We start from the raw sequence: 19,039 nt of genomic DNA, 5'->3' as shown, positions 1-19,039 counted from the left end.
TCGGTCAGCGGGGGGTGAAGTCCTGGTTGGTGCCGGGTGCGTTCTTGCACTGCCACTGGTCCAGTTGCTGGCCCGGGTTGCTTCCGCCGCCGTAGACGTCCAGGCACAGACCGCTGTTCTGGTTCTTGAAGGAGTACGACCCGTCGGACTGCTGTACCGGCAGCCACAGGGTGCCGGCCGCTCCGTCGGCGGCCTGCTGCACGATGTTCGGTGTACCGGCGGTCGTGGAGCCGCCCGACACCCCGACGACCTGTCCGGAGTTCTGCGCGCGCAGTTGCCCGTAGCCGCCCGAGACCGGCACGAACTCGAACTGCTGGTTGCCCTGCCCGTTGCAGGTCCACTGGTCGATCGCCGCGCCCGCGCTGCCCGAGTTGCCGTACACGTCCAAGCACAGGCTGTTGCTCGCGATCACCAGCCGGTGGTAGCCGGTGGGGAAGCCGCCCCCTCCCGACGACTGGACGCCCGCCTGCTGGATGACCTCTCGGGCGCCCTGGGGCCAGTTGGTACCGCTGACCAGGACATTGCCGCTGAGGACGTTGTTGTGGGGAGGGCCGGTGGCCACGTAGGTGTTGCCGCCGTTGTACCAGTTGCCGGAGAACGTGCTGTCGTCGGTGTGGTTGTTCGCGTTGGCGTTGGTGAGCGCCCAGTTGCCCGCGTCCTGCACCACGTTGTCGGAGACCTTCAGGTACCGGGAGCCCTCGTCCAGGTACAGCGCGGTGGTGCGGTTGTTGTCGTACATGTAGTTGTCGGAGATCACCGAGCCGGGGGCCGCGGACAGGCTGTAGATGCTGCCGCCGTCGAACATCGCGTTCTTGGTGTCGAAGACCAGGTTGTGGGTGACGGTGTTGTTCTTCAGCGTCGTGGGAGTGCTGTAGACGGGCTGGTAGGTGTACGTGCCCCGGTTGGCGTAGTCCTGGCTGCCACCGGGGTCGTTCATCCCCCAGCCCCAGCCGATGTCGATCCCGTCGTAGGGCAGGTGGTCGCACTGGTTGTGGGTGATCGTCGCGTTGGTGACGTAGGTGGACAGGATTCCGGCGGTCTCCTTGTAGTCGGTGCCCACCCCGCTGACCTTGTTGTTGCTGATGGTGATGTTCTGGTTGGTCATCTGCGGGTTGCCGGGGTGGTGCGCGTCCGGCTGGATCCCGCCGACCTGGATGCCGCTGCCGGCGATGTCGGTGAACGTGTTGCCGGTGACGGTGACGCCGTTCGCGCCGAGTCCGGTGCCGGAAGCGGTGGCGCCGCCGTCGTTGCCCACGCCCAGCCCGGCCTGCCCGAGCTCGGAGAACGTGTCACCGGAGAAGGTGATGCCGGTGGCGGCGGAGACCTGGACAGCCGCGGGCATCTGCGCCCAGTGGTTCCGGGTGGCCTCGAACTGCGTGCACCCCGACTTGCAGGTGTTCAGCCAGTCGGCGGGCATCGCGTAGGCACCGGTGATGTGCGCGCCGCTCTGCTGGTCCGCGTAGCCGTCGGGTCCGCTCGGGCCCAGCCAGGAGGTGCCGGTGAACCGGATACCGGAGAATCCCAGACCGGTCGCCGGTGAGCCGTAGCTGCCGCTGATGCCGAGCAGGCTCTGCAGCCGGGGCAGTTCGACGTCGAGGCTGTTCGGGTTCTGCCCCGGCTGGGCCCGGTAGTACAGGTCGCCGGTGGACGAGTCGAGGTACCACTGCCCGGCCTGCTTGAGGAACGCGTAGTTGTTCTCCAGATACATGGTCCCGCCGGCGAACGGCGCGTTGATGGTGTCGTAGCCCCAGGAGTTGTTGTTCCACGCGGGCTGCTGCATGGTGATGGTCCTGCCGCTGATCGACTGGACCGGCGCGTAGCGGTCGGTGAAGGAGTTGACGCTCTCGACTTCCATGTGGCTCTGGTCCGAGAGACCGGCCAGGTAGTCGAGGGAGGAGTCGGTGACGGTCAGTCCGGTCCGGGTGAAGGTGAAGCCGGCGCGGGGCACCTGGATCGCCGCCCGCGGTGCCTGCTTGCCGTTCACGTACAACTGACGCGTGTTCACACCGCTGCCCACATGGACCGACCAGATATTGCTGCTCTGATCATGCACCTGCCAACCCGATACCTGCTGGGCGCCGCTCACGACCGGCTGCTGCCCGGGCATGGCCTGGTAGGTGATGGTGTGGCCGTTCTGCCCGCCGTCGCCGGAGCCGAAGGCCAGCGGTCTGGACAGCCGGTAGGTGCCGCCGGCCAGGTGGACCACGACGTCCGCGTCGGCCGACAGCCGGTGCGCGGGCTGCTGCGCCTGGTCGATCGTCGCGAACGGCTGCCCGGCGGTGCCGTTCCCGCCCGCGGGCGCACCCGGCGCCACATACAGGTCGGCGGCCGCCGCCTGGCGCTCGACCGGTACGGCGAACGCGGCCCCGGCCGTGGGCAGGCTCCCGGCCAGCAAGGCGAGCAGAGCCACGGGGGCGGCCCGGAGGCCGCGGAGCGCTCCGGCTCGGAACATCGTCATCCTCCAGTGGTGGCGGTGGCGCCTGGTGTGGGGCCCAGTGGCGTTGTCGGCCGCCGGAGCCACCGGCATGCCCCGCGCCCTCCGGTCAGGGCGAGGGGAGCGGGCGATTCGGTGTCGCGTACGGCCCGTGGCCGGGGGTGAGCGCGGCCACGGGCTGGAGCCGTTCGGTTCAGCTCAGGTTCCATCGCTGGTTGGAGCCGCCGTTGCAGGTCCACAGCTCGGCCAGGGCGCCGTTGGCCGTGGAGGCGCCGGTGACATCGAGGCAGAGTCCGGACTGGATGCCGGTGACGGTGCCGTCGGAGTTGAGCTGCCACTGCTGGTTGGCACCGCCGTTGCAGGGCCAGGTCACCACCTTGGTGCCGGCGGTGGTCTGGTTGTTGTAGGCGTCCAGACAAAGCTGGCTGCTGCCGCTGTATACGGTCAACTGGTTGGCGGAGGTGCGGGTCCAGCTCTGGTTGGCGCCACCGCTGCAGTCCCAGATCTGCAGCTGTGTCCCGGCCGTGGTGGACGAGTTCGGCACGTCCAGGCACTTGCCCGCGCCCACCGCGTGCAGGGCGCCGGTGCCCGTCCCGCCGGTGGCGTTGCTGTATCCGGCCGCGGTGATGTTGGCCTGCACCGCGTTCTCCGTGGCGTCCGACGGGTAGCCGGAGGTCATCGCGCCCTCGTAGAAGGTGCCTTGGGCGCCCTTGCTGTTGTCACCGCCGATACCCAGGATGATCGCGCCCTGCTTCCGCATCGGGTTGTAGCCCGCGACGTTGGGACGCACCCCGTCGTAGAACGTGGACAGACTGCCCGACTGCGCGTTGCCGCCGCGGATCGCCCAGTGGTTCGGGCCGCCTTTGACGATGGCCGTCGTGTAGCGGTAGTTGATGGTCGGGTCGTTCGCGTTGTAGTGCTGGTTCACCCCGGAGAACAGGCCGTTCTCCAGGTCGGCCATGATCCAGGGGCCGTTGCCCGCACCGTAGCCCCAGACCTTGATGTTGCCGAAGTAGATGGCCTCCATGGTGCCGTTGCCGTCGTCGTTGCTGTCGGTCTCGGCATTGCCGTAGTCGAAGCAGCAGCCGCCGTTGTAGTGCGTGCCGTCGAAGATCGCGTACATGCCCTCGGGGTTGTCCCCCGTCGCGATCCCGTTGGTGTGGTTGTTGCGGTATCCCGTACCGGGTGCCACGAAGACGCCGTAGGCCTTGTGACCGCCCACCGTGGTGGGCGCGGCCGTCGCGTTCGCGAGGTTGTCGGGACCGCCCGCGGCGCCGCCGCCGGGCGCCTGGGTGAGGTGGTTCCCGCGACCGGACTGGTCGTAGATGATCGAGATCAGACAGGTCGTCCCCGAGCAGAACGAGTCCTGCGCGGCGGCGTCGGCGGATCCGCCCGCACTCAGGACGCCGACATCGCGGGTGGTGTTGTCCGAGGCACGCCGGACCTGGTACAGCGGCCCGTTGTACGAGGCGTACAACGCCCGCGTCGTGCTGTGGGCCGCCACGCAGGGCGTTCCGCCGGCCGCGTAGAGATCGCACGGTCCGGACGTGGCGGCCCGGGCCGTCCCGGTCGTGGCCGTGGCACCGGCCAGCGCGCCGACCGCGAGCACGGCCGCGGCTCCCATCCGGGCGAATGCTTTCGGCCGGGAGGTGCGGGAGCGCTCCCACGAACGGACAGATGCCTGCTCCGGTTCGTTTCCCGGCCTTCCGCGGCGCCGTAACGCGGCGAGCAGCCGTGGGACGCCACCGTGCCCGAACAGCACGTGGCGACTCGTACGTGTCGTTCCCATCCGAACTCCCTACCGTGCCGGCGGAACCCTGGCGGGTTCTGTGCTGGTCGCGCTGACAAACGCGGAAGCGCTCGAAGGTGCCGTTCTTTCAGTGGGATTGCAGAGAGGTTTCGGGGGGAGACGGTGCTCCCGATTCCGCGGGGCTGTCAAGGGGCTGGACGTCCTTCGTCCGACGCGTGTGCGGAATCGGTTCGATCGCCGATCTCCCCCGAACTCCGTTGACCGGCCCGCTCAAGCAGCTCGGGCGGGACCGTGGAGACACGGCGGTGCGCCCACCCGTTCGCGTGGCGCCGCCGGTCGCGTGGGCGGAACCGGCCGTCGGCGCCCGCCTACTCGGGCGCCCCTCCGCAACCCGACTGAGCAGGAACGCTACTGTCGAGCCGAGGTGGACGAAGGGGCAGCGCGCACCGAATCCGGCCATGCACCAGCCCTCGACCTTTGCGTGGGCACCGCCTTCGCGCCGCGGCCCGCCGTTGACCCCGCCTACCGCCGGTCGTACCATCCCGTCGAAGCGCTTGCGCGGAACCGATTCGATTCCGGCCTTCTTGCGATGCGGGAGGCTCGGGAGGGGTGACGCGGACGGCGTACGGCGGGGAAGGTGTGGGGCGCGCAGGGCGTGACGGGCCCGGAAGCAGCGGACAGCCTTTGCCTTCCCAAGAGCCGTGATGACGAGCGCCGTTGAAACTCACTCGCCGGCTCATCTGCGGCTCTCCCGCTACGGCGATCCCTGGACTCCCGCTGCCATGGTTCCCGGCGGGGGCTCTTGACGAGCGATCACCATGCCTGGTGGCACCTGCTGATCCATGCCGCAGCGACGACGTGCGAAGCGAGGCGTGCAGAGGACTGGGTGCGTCAACCACCCTCGGTGGTCCCGGCACAACGCGAAGACCGCCGCGAGGACCAGGACCGCGTCAGCACGCTCGCGTCGGTCGGACCAGTAACGTCTTGACCCTCACACCGTGTCAGGCGGTCAGCTTGGAGACATCATGTTCACCATCGGAGACTTCGCCCGGCACGGCCGCGTCTCGGTCCGGATGCTGCGTCACTACGACGCGACCGGCCTGCTGCGACCGGCCCACGTCGACCCCATCAGCGGCTACCGCCACTACACCGCCGCCCAGCTTGCCCGCCTCAACCGGATCATCGCGCTCAAGGACCTGGGATTCACCCTCCAGCAGGTCCGCGACATCGTGGAGGAGAAGGTCGACACGGAGGAGCTGCGCGGCATGCTGCGGCTGCGGCGGGCCGAACTGGAGACCGCCATGGCCGCCGCGGAAGCACGGCTGGTCCAGGTCGAGGCGAGGCTCCGAGCGATCGAGAGTGAGGGGCACATGCCCACGAACGACGTTGTGATCAAGAGCGTCCCCGCAGTCCGGGTGGCGGAGCTGAGTGCGACTGCCGCGAGTTTCGAGCCTCAGGACATCAGCCCGGTCATCGGGCCGCTCTACGACGAGCTGTTCCAGCTCCTGCGCGCGGCGGGAGTGACCCCCACGGGGCCCGGTGTGGCCTACTACGAGGATGCCCCGGAGGGCGGTGGCAGGATCAGCGTGCACGCCGCCGTCCAGGTCGCCGCCCCTCTTCAGGACGGCGCCTTCCGCATCCTCGACCTGCCGTCCCTCGACCAGGCGGCGACCATCGTGCACCGAGGCTCGATGGACACCGTCGTCCCCACTGCCCAGACCCTGGCCCGCTGGATCGACGCCAACGGCTACCGGTCGACCGGCTACCCGCGCGAGATCAACCTGGAGTGCCCCGAGAACCGGGACGACTGGGTGACAGAACTGCAGACCTCGGTGACCCGGAACTGATCGAGCGCGCCTGACCTGACCGGTGATCACGTTCGGGCAGCGGAAGATCGCAACGGTCTCCCGCTGCCCGACCTCCGTTGCGCAGTTGACTGCCCCCCGGGGGGGCCGGAAGACGACCGGATACAGTGCGTGAGAGGCCAGCCCGGTCAGGGAGGACGAACGTGACCGACACCAGCAGCAGCCGTCCCGCCGAGGGTGAGGTGCAGGCGCCGCCGCAGAGCGGACTGCACCGCCTGATGCGCTACCTCCCCCTGATCGCCCCCGTTCTGCTGTGGGCCGTGCCCTGCTGGGTGCTGCTGTACGGCGGCCAGCACTGGCCGCTGCCCGTCACACTGGTCGGCACCACCCTGTTCGCCCTCGGCCTGATCGGTATGCCGCTCGCGATGATGCGTGGACACGGTCGGCGCCAGCAGGACTCGGCGGCCGTCATCGGTGACACCCTGCTGGGGGCCAGCTGGGTCCTGTTCACCTGGTCCGTTCTGATCGGCGTCCTCCTGCGGCTCGCTCTGACCGTGGTCGGAGTCGGCGACGGTCAGGACCGGGCGCGGATCGTCACCTGGGCCGTTCTCGGCGTCTGCGCCGTACTGCTCGCCTGGGGGTACGCCGAGGCCCGCCGTGTGCCACGGGTGCGCCGACTGGACGTGCAACTCCCGCGACTGGGCACGGGGTTGGACGGCCTCCGCGTCGTCCTGATCACCGACACCCACTACGGCCCGCTCGATCGCGCTCGCTGGTCGGCACGGGTGTGCGAGAGGGTGAACGCCCTGGAAGCCGACCTGGTCTGCCACACCGGCGACATCGCGGACGGCACGGCCGAACGCCGTCGCGCCCAGGCCGCGCCACTCGGCACCGTGCGGGCGACTCGGGCCCGCGTGTACGTCACCGGCAACCACGAGTACTACACCGAGGCCCAGGGCTGGGTCGACCTGATGGACGAGCTGGGCTGGGCGCCGCTGCGCAACCGTCATCTGCTGCTCGAGCGCGGAGGCGACACCCTCGTGGTCGCCGGCGTGGACGACGTCAGCGCCGAGTCCTCCGGCCTGGCAGGCCACCGCGCCCACCTCGCCGGCGCGTTGAACGGTGTCGACCCCGATCTGCCCGTCCTTCTCCTGGCACACCAGCCCAAGTTCGTCGACCGTGCGGCAGCCGCCGGGATCGACCTCCAGCTCTCCGGCCACACCCACGGCGGCCAGATCTGGCCCTTCCACCACCTGGTGCGCCTCGACCAGCCCGCCGTCGCCGGGCTCAGTCGCCACGGCGCCCGCACCCTCCTCTACACCAGCCGCGGCACCGGCTTCTGGGGCCCGCCGTTCCGCGTCTTCGCCCCCAGCGAGATCACCCTGCTCGTGCTCCGCTCCCCACAACGGTCCAGCTAGCTCGACGAGGCGCCCGAACTCCGCGTAAAGCGTCATGTCGCGGTCCCCGACGGCGGGGACGGCCACCGCACACCGCCGGTGACCATGGCCCGGGGCGCGCCCGACACACGGTTGCTACCGCTGCCCGACCCGCCCCATCCCCTCAGCTCCCAGCATCAGCCCTCATCACTCATCACTCATCACTCAGAAACGCGAATAATCGTCCGCCCGGGGACCCGCTCTCGTGAGGCAAAGGCTGCGGCGGCCTCGGACAGCGGTCGCACCGCACCCACGCGTACGCGAAGCCTGCCGTCCCGCACACGCCCGGCGAGGTCGGCGAGGCGGTCGCGGTCGGGTTCGACCACGAAGAAGACGGCTCGGCCGTCGGCGGGACGCACGGTGGGCTGGTGAGCGATGCTGACGAGTGTGCCCCCGGGCCGCACGAGGGCGGCCGAGCGGTCGAGGACGTCGCCGCCGATGACGTCGAACACGACGTCGACCTGGCCGGATTCCTCCCATCGGTCGGCTTCCAGGTCGAGGAACGTGTGCGCGCCCAGATCGAGGACGGTGTCGCGGTCGGCGGAGCGTCCCGTACCGATCACGCGGGCGCCCGCTTCGTGCGCGAGTTGGACCGCGATCGAGCCGACGCCGCCGGCGGCACCGTGGATCAGGACGGTCTGGCCGGTGGTGAGACGGGCGTGGTCGAACAGGCCCTGCCAGGCGGTCAGTCCGGAGATCGGCAGGGCGGCGGCCACTGTGTGGTCGATGTCCGCGGGGAGGGGGGCCAGGTTACGGGCTTCCACGGCGACGTACTCGGCGAGCGAGCCGTCGCGGGTCCAGTCGGCGAGTCCGAAGACCCGCTGGCCGACGGTGAGTCCCGTGGTTCCGTATCCGAGTTCCGTCACGACTCCCGACACCTCGTGGCCGGGCACGCTCGGGGTGCGGTCCCGGCCGGCGCGGTCGGTCCAGGTTGCGGGCCAGTCGAGCTCGCCTCGGGTGAAGCCCGCGGCGTGCACCCGCAGGATGACGTCGTTCTCGGCGGCGTGGGGATGGGGAAGCTCATCGAGGGTCAGTCCTGTGATCCCGGCCTCGCGATCCCGAACGGTGATGGCTTGCACGAGTGTTCCTTTCTTGGTGTGGGGTGGTAGTGGGCCTGACGGTCCGGTCACTGCGACCAGGGAGCATCGAGAATGCGCTCCACCATGGACGTACGGCGAAAACCGGGAACGAAGTGTTCCAGGACATCCGCGTTGACGGTGCCGTAGGTGGTGTCCGGGCGGTCCTTGAGGCCATCGACGAATGCCTGCAGGAATTCCTTTTTGAAATCGTCGCGCGGGTGAGCGGCGACGATCTCGTCGGTCCGGTCGCGTTCCAGTCCGTCCAGGCCCCAGCCGATCGCGTCGGTCAGGACGCCGTAGTTCGTGGCGGCGACCTCGGGGTCCATCCGGCCGGGAATGCCTGGTGTCGTATGCAGGGCGATCGCCCTCCAGACCACCTCGGCGGCGCTGCGGGAGAACCCGCGATCGAGCAGGAACCTGTGCGCATGGTCGGCGCCGTCCAGCTCGAAACGCTGCTGTGTGTCCTGGAAGGGGATCAAAAGGCCCACGTCATGGAACATCGCCGAGATGTAGAGCAACTCGGGATCGGGCCGCAGTTCCCTGGCACGCGCGTGGAGGGAACCGAAGAGGAATACCCGCCGGGAGTGATGGAAGATCAGCGGGTTCGTCCTCTCCCGCAGAAATGCTGTCGCCTCCGCGACCGCCGATGTCCCGGGTATTTCCACTCCTGCGATGATGTCGGTCATGATGTCCGCGCTTTCCGATGTGATGTACGACGAGTGGACCGTGCGCCCTTTGTCCACAGTGCCGACCACGCGGCACGCGGCGCCGCCTCGGTCCGGCCATGAACCACTCGAATCCGGTCATCCCAGGGTGGGCCAGTGAGCTCCGCCCCGCACCGCGTGGCGATCCTCGTCTACGACGGGGTCAAGCTGCTGGACGTCGCCGGCCCGGCCGAGGTGTTCGGGGAGGCGAACCTGCTCGGCGCCGCCTACCGGATCGCCCTGCTGTCGACGACGGGCGCCGACGTCACCTCCTCGATCGGCATGCGGATCGCCGTCGACGGCAGCGCGGCCGACCAGGCGGACCCCGACACACTCCTGGTGCCTGGTGGGGACATCTATCCCCGGACCCCGGTGACACGCGATCTGGCCGAGGCGACCGGGGACCTGGCAGCCCGTGCCGGTCGGGTCGCGTCCGTGTGCTCCGGCGCCTTCGTCCTCGGCGCGACGGGCCTTCTGGACGGCAGACGGGCGACCACCCACTGGAAGATCGCCGGCGAACTCGCCACCCGGCACCCCAAGGCCCGCATCGAGCCCGACGCCATCTATGTGCGCGACGGCACGATGTACACCTCGGCGGGCGTGACCGCGGGCATCGACCTTGCCCTGGCGCTCGTCGAGGCCGACCACGGTCCCGACATCAGCCGGGAGGTGGCCCGCTCGCTGGTGGTCTACCTGCAGCGAGCGGGCGGCCAGTCGCAGTTCTCCGCACCTCTGCAGGGCTCGCCGCCCCGGTCGCCCGCTCTGCGCAGGGTCGTCGACCTGGTCACGGCGGATCCCGCAGGCGACTACTCCCTGGCCGCACTCGCCGGACGACTCAACGTCAGTACGCGCCACCTCACCAGGCTCTTCCGGGAAGAACTCGGCACCACGCCCGCTCGCTACGTCGAGTCGATCCGCTTCGACATCGCCAAGTCGCTCCTCGACCAGCGGCACACCGCCACGCAGGCCGCATCCCTGGCCGGCTTCCCGAGCTACGAGAGCCTGCGCCGCGTCTTCGCGCGGGAGCTGTCCATCAGCCCCGCGGCCTACCAGCGCCGATTCGCCACCGCCCACCGCGAGGAGGCCGGATAGCGTCCACAGGGCAGCGCCGCGGAACGGCAGCGGGGGCGGTGCCGGTGGTACCGGCCCCTGCCGTCGGGTGAGCAGTACGGCCGCGCTCGGCCCGCCCACCACGGCCGACACCCCACAACCACCCCAGCCCGGCCGGTCACTGAGGTCAGTCGTCAGGGACGCCGGCGCCGCTGAGGGCGAAGCCGAGCTCGTACACCCGCTGGTAGCTGCGGGCGAGGTCGTCGAGCGTGACGGCCTGTGGCGAGGACGTCCTCGGCGGGACCGCGCCGAAGACGGATGCCCTCCCCGATGCTTTCACCGGCGACCCGCCAGGAAGTCGGCGCACAGCCGGTTGAACAGTTCGGCGCGTTCGAACTGCACCCAGTGCCCGGTGTCGGCGACCGCGTAGAGGTCGCAGTTGGGCATGCGGTCGGCCAGCATCCGCCCGCCGCTCGGCTTGTTGACCTTGTCCGCGGCGCCCCACAGCACCAGGGTCGGCACAGGCAGGCGGGACAGGCGGGCGTCGCGGGTGGCGTCCATCTTCCAGAGCGTCTTGAGGGACTTCGGGCGCTTCAGCGGCGGCGCGGCGACGACCTCGGGATCGATGCTGTCCTGGTGCTGCGGATGAACTTCTCCAGCTTCAGCCGTGAAGGCCCCTTCCCCGTGCAGTAGTCGAGCAGGCTGTTGAGTCCGGGGGGCCGCCCGCGGGTGGCGCCGAGGCCGGCGGGGCCCATGAGGATCATCCGGTCGACCCGGCCGGGGGTGTCCAGGGAGCCGCAGCGCGCAGGCACCGCCGAGGGAGTTGCCGATGAAGTGGGCCTTGTCCAGGCCGAGCCGGTCGAGCAGTCCACGGATCCGGTCGGCGACCTCGCCGAAGGGATCGGCACGGTCGATGCCCTTGCTGCTGCGTCCGTAGCCGGGCAGGTCGGGTACGACGACCCGGTACTCCTTCGCCAGCGCGGCGATGTTCCTGGCGTAGTTGGAGACGCCGGAGGCGCCGGGGCCTCCACCATGCAGCAGCACGAGGGGCGGTCCTTCGCCGGTCTCCGCCACGAAGATCTTCTTTCCGGCGACGTCGAGCAGTGGCTCCCGCGATGGACGGCAGTTCGGTGGGTGTGCTCGTGAGGGTCCCTTTCGGCCGCCGAGCAGGCTTCGCCTCGGTCCCGCCCTCCACCGTCACGACCGCACCCTGGGGCCGCAGCGCACCTGCTGGGCCCGAGGGGCCTCGGGAGTCATTGCTGTAGCGTTCACTCCAATTGAAGTAACCGATACAGTAGGGGGCGGTGGAGAGACGGTCAAGAGCAGTACGACAGGGAGGGCAGCCCCATGACCAAGCCGCAGCCGACGCGCAAGAAACGTGCCAACGGGGTGGAGTCCCGGCAGCGCATCCTCGACGCGGCCGTGGAGATCTCGGGCGAACGCGGCTACGAGGGCACGTCCATCGCCGCGGTCAGCGCCAAGTGCGGACTGCCCGCCAGCTCGATCTACTGGCACTTCAAGGACAAGGACGACCTGATCGCGGCGGTCATCGAGCGCAGCTTCGAGACCTGGCTCGCGGCACTGGAGCTCCCGGGGGAAGAGGCGGGTACACCGCTGGAGCGGGTCACCGCGATGGCGGCGAACGTGGCGAAATCGCTGGTCGACGAGCCGGACTTCCTGCGCCTCGGCCTCATGCTCGCCCTTGAGCGACGGCCCGTGGAGCCCCGGGGACGGACCGTTTTCCTCGACGTCCGCGAGGTCACCCGCCAGAAGATCACTGAGGTGATCACCTTGCTCATTCCGGACATGGACGAGGACACCGCGCGCACCCTCGCCGTCTACGCGGTGGCCTGCGCTGACGGCCTGTTCATCCAGCGGGAGATCACCGGCGACGGTGTCGACCTGGTCGCCATGTTCGAACTGCACGCGCAGCTGGTCTACGAGGCGGCTCTCCGTACAGCGGCGAGGAGCGGCAACCACGACTGATGTGCCAGGCCGCGCGGCCGTACCACCTGGTCGCGACCCCGGCGTCACCCGACGTGGACGCGACCCCGGCGTCACCCGACGTGGACGCGACCGGGCGCGGAGTCACACGAGATCAGCGATGTCCTCGGTGTCCCATCCGATCGCTCCGAGGAGGAGTTCCGGGCCGTCCAACGCGCGCACTCGGCCCAGACCCTCTTCCCGTCTCGGGCATGGCGGGTCCCCCAGCCTTCGGCCAGCCTCGTAAGCGCCCGCCGCTCCCACGCGACCGCTCAGTCCGCGGACCCGGCCTCTTCGACGCTCCCCGCCTCGATCTCCTCCACCACGGCACGCGCCCGCTTCTCCGGCACGCCGGCCGCGATGAGTGTCGCCAGGACGACCCGGGTGCCGTCGTCCTCCAGCGTCTCGGCGTTGACCGCTTCCAGGAGAGCGACCGTGATCGCTTCGAGTCCGGCACTCAGCACGGGGGCCGGCAGATGGGTGTGGAAGACGCCGTCCCGCTGCCCTCGCTCCAGGATGGCCGTCACCTCGTCGCGGGCCGGTTCCAGAATCTCGGCCACACGTTCCGCGCCCAGGTCGTGCCGGGCCAGCGCCAGCAACATCCGGTAGCGGTCCCCCACGGGCCACAGCGAGAAAAGGAAACGCGCCAGAGCCTGGTCCGGCGGCTCGACCGGCCCCGCCGGCCCCACCGCGGCCGCCACCGCCTCCCGGAGACTCTCGGAGGCTTCCTCCGCAAGCGCCTCCAGCAATGCGGCCCGGCCGGGGAAGTGACCGAAGAGAGTGCGCCGTACGACACCGGCGGCTCGCGCCAGCTCTTCCAGGGTGATGTCGGGGTTCCGGCCGAACTCCCGGCGGGCCGTCTCCAGAATGCGCGCCCGGTTGGACCGCGCATTGCGTCGCTGCGGTACGCGGGCCACGGGATGGGTCACGGACAACCTCGGTGGTTCGGCTCGAAGAACGGCAGTTCGGCGTCAAGGCCGCGTTCATTCTGGCACGCGGCCCTGTGCGCGGTGCTGTCCCGGATTCGCTCGTCGTGGGACAACGAGGTCGGCCTCGAAGCCGTGCCTGTGCCGAGGCGGGCGGCCGGCAGGCGCTGGTTGCGCCGACACGACCGCCGTCGGACGCGGCATGTACCACTCCCTGCGCAACCGGACTCACGCAGAAGACGAGTCCGGACGGAAGGTGACGGTGTGCCCGGTGAAGTGCGCGTGGAGCCCGCTCGCCGTGGGCGTGACCGACCGCAGGTGGAGGCCCTGGGGGATGTTCCGCAGGGGGACGGAGCCGGCGAAGATCCTTTCGAGAGCGGCTCGCACCGGAGCGGGCGGTTCTCCTTGGGCGAGGCGGAAGTCCGTGAACGCGACGCGGTTTCCCGGGGCGGCGGAGACGGCCGTACTCACGGCGACCTCGCCCGCGAGAGGGGCGGCGAGCGCGGCCTCGACCCGGCCCGGCTCGGCGTCCTGGGAGAGCTCCGGACCCAACGCGTCGGACAGGTCTTCGTACGACAGGAACGCGGTCGCGTCGACGGCGCGCGCCCGGGCCTCCTCGGCGTCGCCTGAGGTTTTCAGGTCATCCAGCGCGACGTCGAGCCTGGTCACCGGCAGCGGTCGCGTCGAACCGCGGGCGGGGATGTCGTACGCGGTGATGTCCACGTGCCGCAGTGTGCCCTCGGTCAGTTGCGGCAGTACCGGGAATCCGCGTATGTGCACCGAGGACCTCGTCGTGGTGTCCATACCGTCCTGGAACGCCACGGCGATTCGACGCTCCGCGCTGCGCTCGGCGACCCGGTCCACGACGCAAGCGGCCAGGAGCAGTGCGGCCAGGGCCCCTGCCGCTACGGTCATCAGCTTCCGCCGCCTCGCCGGGGACGGAGTGCCTATGTACACCGCCGCTCCGTCATAGCCGGGTTCGTCGTACCCGAGCTCGTGGGCGGAATCGTGGGCGGACTCGTCATACGGGGATCGGTACATGACTTCCTCTGGGATGTGATCTCGGCCGTCGCAAGCGCGGACGGTCACCGGTTCCTGCTGGGGACGGAGGCTTCAGGCCCTCAGGTGCCGGCGGGCGTGGGTGGCGGCGAGGTCGCCGTCGACCCCCACCGCGATGAGTACGGCGGTGGCGGTGCGGGTGCCGTCGTCGGTCCAGGCACCGGAGTTGACGCAGTCGAGGAGCGCGAGAACCTGCGCCTCGACGGCACGGCCCATTGCCTGCGGCGGAATGCCGGCATGGAAGACACCCTGCCGCTGGCCTTCGGTGATGATCGCCGTCACCAGGTCGCGGGCAGGGGCGAGCAGGCAGTCGACCTGTTCCGCTTCCAGATCCTGGGGCGCGAGGGAGAGCAGCATGCGGCACCTGTCCCCCACCGGCCAGAGGGTGCGGACGAACCGCGCCATGGATGTGACGGCGTCGGTCGCCGGAAGCGCGACGGGGGCGAGGGCGGCGCGCAGTGCCCTCGCCGCATCGTCGACGAGCCCCTCGACGAGTGCGGACCGTCCGGCGAAGTGGCCGTAGACGGTCCGCCGTGACACGTCGGCGGCCACGGCGATGTCGCCCAGGCTGCTGTCGGGCTCGCGGCCCAGTTGCTGCCTGGCCGCTTCGAGAATGCGGTTCCGCGTGGTGAGTGCCCGGTCCTGCCGGGGGCTGAGCCGGACGGATGTGTCGGTCACTGCGGAACCTCCGGTCAGCAGGAGCGAGAGTTACTTGCACATCAGGGAGCAACTAATACTTGCACACCGACGGGCAATAAACTAGCCTGCACATCAATGGGCAAGTAACCGTCGCCCGACCCCGGGCCCGGGGCGCGTCCGCGCACCTCCCGCCCTCCCCAGGCGCTGTCGCCAAACCCCTTAGGAGCTTTCGATGCCGCTCATCTCGAACACACCGGTCGAGAAGATGACGGAGCCGTATCCACGGCGGTGGTGGGCGCTGATCGTGCTGTGCCTGAGCCTGCTGATCGTGGTGATGGCCAACACGTCCCTGATCGTCGCCGCCCCCGACATGACGACCGACCTGTCGCTGAGCAGCAGCGACCTGCAGTGGGTCATCGACGGCTACACCGTCCCCTACGCCGCGCTGATGCTGCTGCTCGGCGCGATCGGCGACAAGTACAGCCGCCGCGGCGCCCTCGTCGTGGGACTGCTGGTCTTCGCGGGCGGCTCGGTGATGGGCAGCATGGTCGACCAGACCGGCCTGGTCATCGCAGCCCGCGCGATCATGGGCGTCGGTGCCGCCGTGGTGATGCCGGCCACGCTGTCCCTGCTGGTCGCGATCTTCCCGAAGCGGGAGCGCACTCGGGCCATCACCGCGTGGACCGCCACCTCCGGCCTGGCGATCGCCCTCGGCCCGCTGCTGGCCGGCTGGCTGCTGGAGAACCACGCCTGGGGCTCGACCTTCCTGATCAACGTGCCCATCGCGGTCGTCGCCGTCCTCGGCGCGTTCGTCCTGGTGCCCCCGTCGAAGGCAGCGCACATGGGCCGGATCGACTACGTCGGCGGCCTGCTGTCGATCATCTCCGTCGCCTCGCTGGTGTACGCCATCATCGAGGGCCCGCACTTCGGCTGGGGGAAGGCCCCCATCGCCGCGGCCGTGATCGCCGGCGTGGGCTTCGTGGCCTTCACCCTGTGGGAGCTGAGGCACCCGCACCCGATGCTGGACGTCCGCAAGTTCACCCAGCGCGCCTTCAGCGGCTCCATGCTCGCCGTCCTGTTCTTCTTCTTCGGCACCTTCGGCTCGATCTACTACTCCACCCAGTTCCTCCAGTTCGTGCTCGGCTACAACGCCCTGGAGACCGGCATACGACTGCTGCCGCTGGCCGGAGCCGTGTTCGTCGGCGCCGCGGTCACCGGAAAGCTGGCCCCCAGGCTCGGGGTGAAGGCGATGGTCCTGCCCGGCATGGTCCTCGGCGCCGTGGGCGTTTTCCTGCTCACCCAGATCGACAGGAGCTCGACCTACACCGACTTCCTGCCCTCCCTGCTGCTGCTCGGCTTCGCGACCGGCCTGAGCGTGTCCCCCGCCACCGACACGATCATGGGTTCCTTCCCCGAGTCCGAACTGGGCGTCGGCGGCGGCGCCAACGACACCTCGCTGGAACTGGGCGGCGCCCTGGGCATCGCCGTACTGGGCTCACTCCTGGGCACCACCTACAAGGACAAGCTGACCGACCTGGTCGGCGGCCATCTTCCGGCGGCCACCCTGGACACCGCCAAGGAGTCGGTCGGTGCCGGCCTGGCGGTCGCCGACCAGGTGGCGAAGGCCCCGAACGGCGGCCCCCAGCAGGCCCAGGCCCTGGTCGACGCGGTCAACGAGTCCTTCGCCCACGGCGTCGCGCACACCAGCCTCATCGGCGGGATCATCATGGCCGCCGGCGCCCTGATCGTCCTGGTCGTCCTCCCCGGCCGGAAGGCCGCCGAGACACAGCGCCAGGAGGAAGCGGCAGATGCCGCACGGGAGCCCGCAAAGGTTTCCTGAGACCGGTGCGGGTCGCCGTATCCACCGTGAGCCGCTGCGACCGGATCCTCAGGCGCAGCGGCTCACGATGCCCGCGCGACGGCCGCGGCGGCCCCGTCGTCGTCGGGAGCGGCAGCGGGATCCGGCACAACGGCCCCCGCCCCTGCGGTGGCGTCGAGGAGTCGGGAGCCACGGTCGGCGCCGGTCGCCACTGGTCATCCGCGTGGTCCGCCTCGTACATTTGTGCATATCCGATGGATGCGGGGCCCGCCGCCACCCGCCCATTCTTCCGAGCCCCGCGGAGCCTTCTCTTGACAGACCCCGCCGTGCGCCGGCGCCGCCAAGCCCTCTACCTGTTCTTCTTCCTCCCAGGTATCGCCATGTCCTCCTGGGTCACACGCACTCCCGACGTGCGGGACCAACTGGAGGTCTCCACCGCCGAGATGGGGCTGATCCTGTTCGGCCTCTCCGTGGGATCCATGATCGGCATCCTGTGTTCCGGCCGCTTCGTGGAACGCCTCGGCACCCGGCCCGTGATCGTGCTCGGCACTTCCCTGATCATCTCGGGCACCATCGTCATCGGCGCCGGCAGCGCCGTTCCGTCCGCCCCCCTGGTGACAGCCGGGCTCTTCCTGTTCGGCGCGGGCATGGGGTCGGGCGAAGTGGCGGTGAACGTGGACGGTGCCGACGTGGAGCGCATCACCGGGGCGCCGGTTCTGCCCACGCTGCACGGCTGTTTCAGCCTGGGCACGGTGGTCGGAGGCCTCGTCGGGATGACCGCCACGGCCGCGGACATCCCCGTTCACTGGCACCTCGCCGCCATCACACTCGCCGCCACCGGCATGCTGATCCATGCCTCCCGCGCCCTGCCGACGGGCGTCGGCCTCAGCACACGGCCGCCGACTTCCGGTACGACCCGACAGGCGGGGCCGCAGGTCTGGAAGGACCGCAAACTGCTTCTCATCGGCGCCATCGTGCTGGCCATGGCCCTGGCCGAGGGAGCGGCCAACGACTGGCTGCCGCTCCTCATGGTGGACGGCCACGGCCTGAACGCCGCAGCCGGCTCGCTCGCCTACGTCGGGTTCGCCGCCGCGATGACCCTCGGGCGCTTCTGCGGCACGTTCTTCCTGGTCCGTTTCGGCCGCGCCACCGTGCTGCGAGCGAGCGCCGTCTCCGGCGCCCTCGGACTCGTCCTCGTGATCTTCTCGGACAACGCGGCCGTCGCGGCCGCCTCCGTTCTCTTCTGGGGACTCGGGGCCTCGCTCGGCTTCCCGGTGGCCCTGTCGGCGGCCGGCGACTCGGGCCCCGACCAGACCGCGCGCGTCTCCCTGGTCGCCATCATCGGCTACGTCGCCTTCCTCGTCGGCCCGCCGGCCCTCGGCTTCCTGGGGGACCACTACGGACTGCGCAGCGCCATGGTCGCGGTTCTGGTGTTCGTCGCCTCCGCCATCCTGATCGCCCCCGCCGCCGACACCCGCGACCGCGCCCCCGCGACGCTGGACGTGTGACACCGGCCTGGCGCGGGTCCGGCGCGGTCCTTGCCCTGGCCTCGGGCGCCTTCGGCCCACGCACCGCGCATCGGCCGGAGCTCCAAGCAGGGAGGGCCCATACCGGTTGCTCGCCACAGCAAGTAGGGTCCGTCATCGTGAGACTCGCGATCTTCGATCTGGACGGCACCCTGGTCGACCGCACCGGTGCCTTCGCCGATGCCATCACCTCCCTGAGCCAGGACCACGGCTACGGCCCCGAGATCGAACAGTGGCTGCTGACCGAACTGGCCGATTATGCCGAGCGCGGTGACTTCGACCGGCTGCGCGCCACCTTCTCCGTCGGCGAGAGCGCCGACCACCTGTGGCGGGTCTACATCGACCGAATGGCGGCCTCCATGCACTGCCGTCCGGCCGTCCTCCACAGCCTGGAGCGTCTCAAGGAGGCGGGCTGGAGCATCGCTGTCGCCACGAACGGTGCCAGTGACATCCAGCGGGCCAAGATCCACGCCACCGGCCTCTCCGACCTGATCGACGGGATCGCCGCGTCCGGCGACATCGACATCCGCAAGCCCGACCCGCGGCTCTTCGAGCTCGCCGCCGCACGGTGCGGAACGCAGCTCACGCGCGGGGACTGGATGACCGGCGACAACCCCGAGACCGACATCGTCGGCGGCCACGACGCCGGACTGCGCACCATCTGGGTCACCGGCCGCCCCTGGCCCGAGGGACTGGTGACACCGCACCACACGGTCGATGACGTCGTCGAGGCAGTCGGCTATCTGCTCGACCAGGACGCGGCATGACACTGGCGGCGGGCTCCGGCGATCCACCCGACGGGCGAGGCGGGCCGGGTTTCGTACCCTGG

Annotated in this window: 16 protein-coding genes; 7 read left to right on the top strand and 9 right to left on the bottom strand. The window is 70.1% G+C overall.

From position 1 onward, the window contains the following. Positions 1-4 precede the first annotated feature (4 nt). Together AQI94_RS29935 and AQI94_RS29930 are read right to left on the bottom strand one after the other, a co-directional pair. Positions 5-2,458: an RICIN domain-containing protein gene (locus AQI94_RS29935; protein ID WP_225890290.1), complete on the bottom strand. Its 2,454-nt coding sequence runs from the start codon at positions 2,456-2,458 to the stop codon at positions 5-7. A gap of 169 nt (positions 2,459-2,627) precedes the next feature. Then, positions 2,628-4,058 (bottom strand): arabinofuranosidase catalytic domain-containing protein, encoded by a 1,431-nt coding sequence (locus tag AQI94_RS29930; RefSeq protein WP_031040493.1) that lies wholly within the window; start codon positions 4,056-4,058, stop codon positions 2,628-2,630. A 1,151-nt stretch (positions 4,059-5,209) separates the two neighbouring features. Between AQI94_RS29930 and AQI94_RS29925 the strand changes: the two genes are divergently transcribed. Both AQI94_RS29925 and AQI94_RS29920 read left to right on the top strand, forming a co-directional pair. Beyond that, on the top strand, positions 5,210-6,031 hold the full coding sequence (locus AQI94_RS29925; protein WP_031040495.1) for a MerR family transcriptional regulator: 822 nt from the start codon (positions 5,210-5,212) through the stop codon (positions 6,029-6,031). Positions 6,032-6,192: 161 nt separating this feature from the next. Then, positions 6,193-7,407, top strand: a complete 1,215-nt coding sequence (locus tag AQI94_RS29920; protein ID WP_031040496.1) for a metallophosphoesterase — start codon at positions 6,193-6,195, stop codon at positions 7,405-7,407. 179 nt (positions 7,408-7,586) lie between these two features. Here AQI94_RS29920 and AQI94_RS29915 read toward each other — a convergent pair whose 3' ends face one another. Both AQI94_RS29915 and AQI94_RS29910 read right to left on the bottom strand, forming a co-directional pair. Beyond that, on the bottom strand, positions 7,587-8,504 hold the full coding sequence (locus AQI94_RS29915; protein WP_031040498.1) for an NADP-dependent oxidoreductase: 918 nt from the start codon (positions 8,502-8,504) through the stop codon (positions 7,587-7,589). Between the two features lie 47 nt (positions 8,505-8,551). After that, positions 8,552-9,190, bottom strand: coding sequence for an HD domain-containing protein (locus tag AQI94_RS29910; protein WP_031040500.1), 639 nt, complete (start codon positions 9,188-9,190; stop codon positions 8,552-8,554). A gap of 135 nt (positions 9,191-9,325) precedes the next feature. Here AQI94_RS29910 and AQI94_RS29905 point away from each other — a divergent pair, with 135 nt between their 5' ends. Continuing rightward, positions 9,326-10,300, top strand: a complete 975-nt coding sequence (locus AQI94_RS29905; RefSeq protein ID WP_031040501.1) for a GlxA family transcriptional regulator — start codon at positions 9,326-9,328, stop codon at positions 10,298-10,300. A 145-nt stretch (positions 10,301-10,445) separates the two neighbouring features. Here the strand turns inward: AQI94_RS29905 and AQI94_RS44715 are convergent, their stop codons facing one another. After that, positions 10,446-10,598, bottom strand: a complete 153-nt coding sequence (locus tag AQI94_RS44715; protein WP_158806192.1) for a hypothetical protein — start codon at positions 10,596-10,598, stop codon at positions 10,446-10,448. Continuing rightward, on the bottom strand, positions 10,595-11,332 hold the full coding sequence (locus tag AQI94_RS29900; protein WP_225890289.1) for an alpha/beta fold hydrolase: 738 nt from the start codon (positions 11,330-11,332) through the stop codon (positions 10,595-10,597). The genes AQI94_RS44715 and AQI94_RS29900 overlap by 4 nt, the downstream gene beginning before the upstream one ends. Before the next feature lie 273 nt (positions 11,333-11,605). Between AQI94_RS29900 and AQI94_RS29895 the strand changes: the two genes are divergently transcribed. Beyond that, on the top strand, positions 11,606-12,244 hold the full coding sequence (locus AQI94_RS29895; RefSeq protein WP_031040502.1) for a TetR/AcrR family transcriptional regulator: 639 nt from the start codon (positions 11,606-11,608) through the stop codon (positions 12,242-12,244). Between the two features lie 269 nt (positions 12,245-12,513). Here AQI94_RS29895 and AQI94_RS29890 read toward each other — a convergent pair whose 3' ends face one another. From AQI94_RS29890 to AQI94_RS29880, 3 genes are all read right to left on the bottom strand, one after another. Then, positions 12,514-13,170 carry a TetR family transcriptional regulator gene (locus tag AQI94_RS29890; RefSeq protein WP_031040512.1) on the bottom strand — a complete coding sequence of 219 codons (657 nt, stop codon included), beginning with the start codon at positions 13,168-13,170 and terminating at the stop codon, positions 12,514-12,516. A gap of 225 nt (positions 13,171-13,395) precedes the next feature. Next, positions 13,396-14,208, bottom strand: coding sequence for an LmeA family phospholipid-binding protein (locus tag AQI94_RS29885; protein ID WP_037941680.1), 813 nt, complete (start codon positions 14,206-14,208; stop codon positions 13,396-13,398). Positions 14,209-14,280: 72 nt separating this feature from the next. Beyond that, complete coding sequence (locus tag AQI94_RS29880) at positions 14,281-14,904, bottom strand: TetR/AcrR family transcriptional regulator (RefSeq protein ID WP_031040517.1); 624 nt, start codon at positions 14,902-14,904, stop codon at positions 14,281-14,283. Between the two features lie 193 nt (positions 14,905-15,097). On the opposite strand from AQI94_RS29880, the gene AQI94_RS29875 reads away from it, so the two are divergent. From AQI94_RS29875 to AQI94_RS29865, 3 genes are all read left to right on the top strand, one after another. After that, a complete protein-coding gene (locus tag AQI94_RS29875) occupies positions 15,098-16,705 on the top strand; it encodes an MFS transporter (RefSeq protein ID WP_031040521.1) in 1,608 nt (535 codons plus the stop codon). Positions 16,706-16,995: 290 nt separating this feature from the next. After that, positions 16,996-18,192: an MFS transporter gene (locus AQI94_RS29870; RefSeq protein ID WP_037941682.1), complete on the top strand. Its 1,197-nt coding sequence runs from the start codon at positions 16,996-16,998 to the stop codon at positions 18,190-18,192. Positions 18,193-18,329: 137 nt separating this feature from the next. After that, a complete protein-coding gene (locus tag AQI94_RS29865) occupies positions 18,330-18,977 on the top strand; it encodes an HAD family hydrolase (RefSeq protein ID WP_031040525.1) in 648 nt (215 codons plus the stop codon). Positions 18,978-19,039: the final 62 nt, after the last annotated feature.

The sequence above is a fragment of the Streptomyces pseudovenezuelae genome (assembly GCF_001513955.1).
GTDB lineage: Bacteria > Actinomycetota > Actinomycetes > Streptomycetales > Streptomycetaceae > Streptomyces > Streptomyces pseudovenezuelae.
Note: the sequence above shows the minus strand (reverse complement) of the source record. Positions and strands in the feature narration are given on the sequence as shown.

Excerpts from the sequence above, each read along its gene's own strand:
- AQI94_RS29935 (WP_225890290.1), bottom strand. The coding sequence starts at position 2,458 with ATGACGATGTTCCGAGCCGGAGCGCTCCGCGGCCTCCGGGCCGCCCCC.
- AQI94_RS29930 (WP_031040493.1), bottom strand. The coding sequence starts at position 4,058 with ATGGGAGCCGCGGCCGTGCTCGCGGTCGGCGCGCTGGCCGGTGCCACG.
- AQI94_RS29925 (WP_031040495.1), top strand. The coding sequence starts at position 5,210 with ATGTTCACCATCGGAGACTTCGCCCGGCACGGCCGCGTCTCGGTCCGG.
- AQI94_RS29910 (WP_031040500.1), bottom strand. The coding sequence starts at position 9,190 with ATGACCGACATCATCGCAGGAGTGGAAATACCCGGGACATCGGCGGTC.
- AQI94_RS29895 (WP_031040502.1), top strand. The coding sequence starts at position 11,606 with ATGACCAAGCCGCAGCCGACGCGCAAGAAACGTGCCAACGGGGTGGAG.
- AQI94_RS29885 (WP_037941680.1), bottom strand. The coding sequence starts at position 14,208 with ATGTACCGATCCCCGTATGACGAGTCCGCCCACGATTCCGCCCACGAG.
- AQI94_RS29875 (WP_031040521.1), top strand. The coding sequence starts at position 15,098 with ATGCCGCTCATCTCGAACACACCGGTCGAGAAGATGACGGAGCCGTAT.